The organism is Methanoregula sp., assembly GCF_002835825.1.
Taxonomy (GTDB): Archaea; Halobacteriota; Methanomicrobia; order Methanomicrobiales; family Methanospirillaceae; genus Methanoregula.
In genome coordinates this window covers 1-3,940 of sequence record NZ_PIZH01000216.1, presented here as the reverse complement: position 1 = coordinate 3,940, position 3,940 = coordinate 1, and the positions used below count along the sequence as shown (strand labels likewise).

Annotated in this window: 5 protein-coding genes; 4 read left to right on the top strand and 1 reads right to left on the bottom strand. The window is 60.7% G+C overall.

Going from position 1 to position 3,940, the window contains the following annotated elements; all coding sequences use genetic code 11:
• Positions 1-138: 138 nt before the first annotated feature.
• The 3 genes from CW742_RS08490 to CW742_RS08480 are packed head-to-tail and all read left to right on the top strand — an operon-like array spanning position 139 to position 2,441.
• Entirely contained in the window at positions 139-462 is a 324-nt protein-coding gene (locus CW742_RS08490) for an energy-coupling factor ABC transporter substrate-binding protein (RefSeq protein WP_292419110.1), read from the top strand.
• Positions 463-465: 3 nt separating this feature from the next.
• A complete protein-coding gene (gene cbiQ / locus CW742_RS08485) occupies positions 466-1,254 on the top strand; it encodes a cobalt ECF transporter T component CbiQ (RefSeq protein WP_292419107.1) in 789 nt (262 codons plus the stop codon).
• Between the two features lie 8 nt (positions 1,255-1,262).
• Entirely contained in the window at positions 1,263-2,441 is a 1,179-nt protein-coding gene (locus CW742_RS08480; RefSeq protein WP_292419104.1) for an energy-coupling factor ABC transporter ATP-binding protein, read from the top strand.
• A gap of 37 nt (positions 2,442-2,478) precedes the next feature.
• Here CW742_RS08480 and CW742_RS08475 read toward each other — a convergent pair whose 3' ends face one another.
• Positions 2,479-2,865 (bottom strand): VOC family protein, encoded by a 387-nt coding sequence (locus CW742_RS08475; RefSeq protein ID WP_292419101.1) that lies wholly within the window; start codon positions 2,863-2,865, stop codon positions 2,479-2,481.
• A gap of 109 nt (positions 2,866-2,974) precedes the next feature.
• On the opposite strand from CW742_RS08475, the gene CW742_RS08470 reads away from it, so the two are divergent.
• Positions 2,975-3,823 (top strand): CPBP family intramembrane glutamic endopeptidase, encoded by an 849-nt coding sequence (locus CW742_RS08470; RefSeq protein ID WP_292419098.1) that lies wholly within the window; start codon positions 2,975-2,977, stop codon positions 3,821-3,823.
• Positions 3,824-3,940 lie beyond the last annotated feature (117 nt).

Sequence of the window (3,940 nt, the reverse complement as noted above, 5' to 3'; positions counted from 1 at the left end):
GGCTGGGCCGGTCGAGGTTGTCTCAGGCATACTGGCCGGCATCGTCTTCTAGGTAATCTTGGCACTCAGGACCGCAACCCTCATCCGACTGAAAATCTTTTCCGACGCACAGATCACGGCAGCCCGGGGTGAAGCATAATGACGAAGAACTACCTGCTTGAGCTCCCGCCGGTTGTTGCAATCGCGGCATTCATCGGGATCCTCCTCTTCAACAGTGCGACCATGGAAGGCGCCGAATTCGCCGGTTCCGATAACGTGGGATCGGGCCTGATCGCGGAACTCTCCGGAAAAGACGTGGAGAGTTTCACGCCGCTCATCGCCCAGTGGGAGCCGCCAAGCGGTGAGATCGAGTCCTGTCTCTTCGCGCTCCAGGCTGCCCTAGGGGGGATCTTCGTGGGCGGGGTCTTCGGGTACTGGCTTGGCCAGCGGAAAGGTTTGAGTGATGCAAAGGTGAACCAGTAAGCTATGTTTGAGGAGCTGCTGGAGGACGTTGCCCAGACCAACGGGCTGCGCGAGACGAGCACCTGGCTCAAGCTTGCCGCAGGCCTTTCTGCCATCGTCCTCTGCCTCCTCTCAACAGGTTACGCCGCTCCGCTCTTCATCGCCCTCATCCTCTCCGCAGCGATCCTCGTCCTCGCCCGCGTTGACCCGCGGACCTACGCGGAGCTCTTCCTTGTCCCGCTCTGGTTTGCCTTAATGAGCGTGGCAGTCATCGTCCTCATCTCGGGCGGGGAGCACGTGTTCTGGAGCTGGGACCCGCTGCCGTTCCTCTCGCTCTCGGTGACCCGCGAAAGCATCAATTACGGGTTCTTCGTGCTCTGCCGGGTGATCGGCGGGATGTCGGCCCTCCTCTTCATTGCGCTGACAACGCCCATGACCGATCTCTTCGTGGTCATGCGGAAGGTCCGGGTCCCGGACTTTGTCATCGACCTTGCGATGATCATCTACCGGACGATCTTCTTCCTTATGGACCAGGTCCGGCAGGTCTACCATGCGCAGGTGATGCGCCTTGGGTACTCGGGCTGGAAGGAGTCGGTCCACACCTTCTCGATGCTCTGCGGCTCGGCGTTCATCGCGAGCTGGGATGCGGGCGACGACCTGGTGCGGGCCATGGACGCCCGGTGTTATGACGGGAAATTCGCGCTCCTTGGGGAGAACCGCCCGGTTGAACTACGGCCGCTAGCCGCCCTTGCCCTCTTTCTTGTCGCAGCATCGGCAGCCGTTGTCGCAACGCAGGGCATGACCTTACTGTAGGAGAGACCATGAGCAGCATTGTCCTTGAAGCACGGGATATCCGGTACCGCTACCCGCGGGGGCAGGAGGCGATCAAGGGGATCAGCTTCCATTTCCGCCGGGGCGAGAAGATCGCGCTCGTGGGCCCGAACGGCGCCGGCAAGTCCACGCTCCTCCAGATGTTCAACGGCATGCTTCGCCCCGATTCTGGGATGATGCTCTTCGACAATAAACCGATGGAGTACGACCGGGCCTCGCTCCGCGAGCTTCGGCGGAAGGTCGGTTTCGTGCTCCAGAACCCGGACCGGCAGATCATCGCCCCGACCGTGTACCAGGACGTGGCATTCGGGCCGACCAACCTCGGGTATTCCGAAGCGGAGGTCAAAGAAGCGGTGACCACTGCCCTCCGGCACGCGGGACTCTCCGGCTTCGAGCGCCGCACGCCCCACCAGCTCTCGGGAGGGGAGAAGAAACGGGTCGCGATTGCCGGCGTGCTTGCCATGGACCCGGACGTGCTGGTCTTCGACGAACCCACGAGCGGCCTCGACCCCTCCGGCTCCGAAGACTTAATGGAACTCCTCGAAGAGTTGAACCACGAGGGAAAGACCATCGTTATCTCCACGCACGATGTCGAGCTCGCGTACCCGTGGGCCGACCGGGCGATCCTGCTCGCGGACGGACAGATCATCAAGGAGGACGTGCCGGACGTGGCGTTCGGCAACACCCGGTTCGTCCGCATGGCTCAGCTCTCGGTCCCGACCCTGCTCGAACTGTCGGCGGAACTGGAGAAGCGCGGGTTTGCCGTTCCCGGCCGAAAACCCCGGAGCGTGCTCGACATGGTCCGCATCATCGAGGACCATGCCCGCGAAACCCGCTGCCCCCCATCCCCCGGGACGATCACGGTCTGCAATGTGGATAAAACGGAACCTGCCGCCGTCCCGCTCTGGGTACAGGCCCGGCCAGGCGTTGCTGTCGGCGCCATGGGCACACGGGCCAAGCAGTGCGCTGCAACGGAGCAGGTTGCGGTCGAGTTCACCTACGGGGTTATCGACAAGTGCATCCTCCGGGCCCTGCGGGGGAAGGACTCGCTCATCCTAACGAACGGGAGCATGGTGAGCCGGGTCGCGGAACGGGTGGAGGCGTACGGGAAGGAGAGCGGGAATGCGATAGCTGTTGTCCTCCTGGAAAACCCGGGCCGGCAATCCTGAAGGGAAAGAAAAGGAAGGGGAAGCAGGACTGGCCCGCTCACATCTTCGGTGTCCAGACCCCGAAACCGTTCCCCTCGGTGTCCCGGAGGAGTGCGACGAGCCCGACTCCTTTGATCAGGTACTTCGGCACGAGGATCTTTCCGCCGAGTTTTTCGACCTTAGCGACAACCTTGTCGATGTCATCGACCATCACGAAATTTTTGATGGTCTCGTTTCCCTGCCGCTTGTACAGCCCGCCCATGTTGATGGTGCCTAGGGTAGGATCTCCGAGCGTGATCTCGTTGTACTGGATCGCCTCCATGCTTTTGAGGTCCATCGCCGGGGTTTTGATCGGCTCAATCTTCCAGCCAAGGAGGTTTTTGTAAAAGTGCTTTGCGCGGTCGACATTGTCGGCCGGGATCTCGAAATAGGCAATGTTTGGCATGTACAATGCTATCGGTTAAAAGATATATTATTGTTAGGATGATGCCAGTGCCGCTACTGAACATTGTCCGTGAGGTGGGTTTATACCCCCGTATACCGGAAATACCGATATGGAATTGCCTCATTCTCCGGCCAACCCGAGGATCACGGTTATCACATTTGTCATTCTCACGTTTGCATTCTCGTCGATTTTCTGGTACCTGACCTCGCAGACTCCGCAGGTGAAGGACAATGCAACGATGCTGATGGTCTATACCGTTGGTGCCATGTGGGGTCCGACCTTCGGGGCGCTCTGTACCCGGCTCATCTTCCAGCGCAACCTCAAAGGGTTCGGCCTTGGTCTCGGGAAACCGCTCTGGCTTGCTGTCGGCATCCTGCTGCCCATCACTGCCGGGCTCTGCATGTTCGGCACTGCATGGATTACCGGCATTGCCCCGTTCAACGCGGATAAGGCAGCGGTCATCTTCACCCTCACCTTCATCCCCGCGTTCCTCTATGCCATCGCCTTCAACCTGTTTGCTGCAGCAGGAGAGGAGGTCGGCTGGCGGGGTTTCCTCGTGCCCGAACTCGGCCGGTGCATGGGCTTTACAGAACTTGCCCTCATATCAGCAGCCATCTGGATGGTCTGGCACTTCCCGATCATGTTCCTTGGCACCTACCACGGTACCGGGTCGATCTGGTACTCGCTTGCGGTCTTTGTCCCGTCAGTGATGGGCGCCGGGCTCATTCTTGCGTGGCTCAGGATTGCCTCCGGCAGCGTCTGGGTCGCCATCCTCTTCCATGGCTTCTGGAACTACTTTGTCCAGGTGTTCTATCCTGCTCTCACGGTAACGACCGAACCCGGGCAGATGATGCTCGGGGAGTTCGGGTGGTTCGTGGCGTTCTTCTACCTTGCGCTGGCGCTCGTATTCTGGTACTTCCGCGACCGGCTGCCGAAGCTGCCGGCCGAGGGTATTTAGCCGGGAACAGGATTTACCGGGGGCCTCTGGCAGCCCCCGCCCTCCTTTTATCGTTAGCTTCGATCCCCCCTTGCCAAAGGGGGGGTACCCCCCCTCCCAGAGACCCGGCCCGGAACC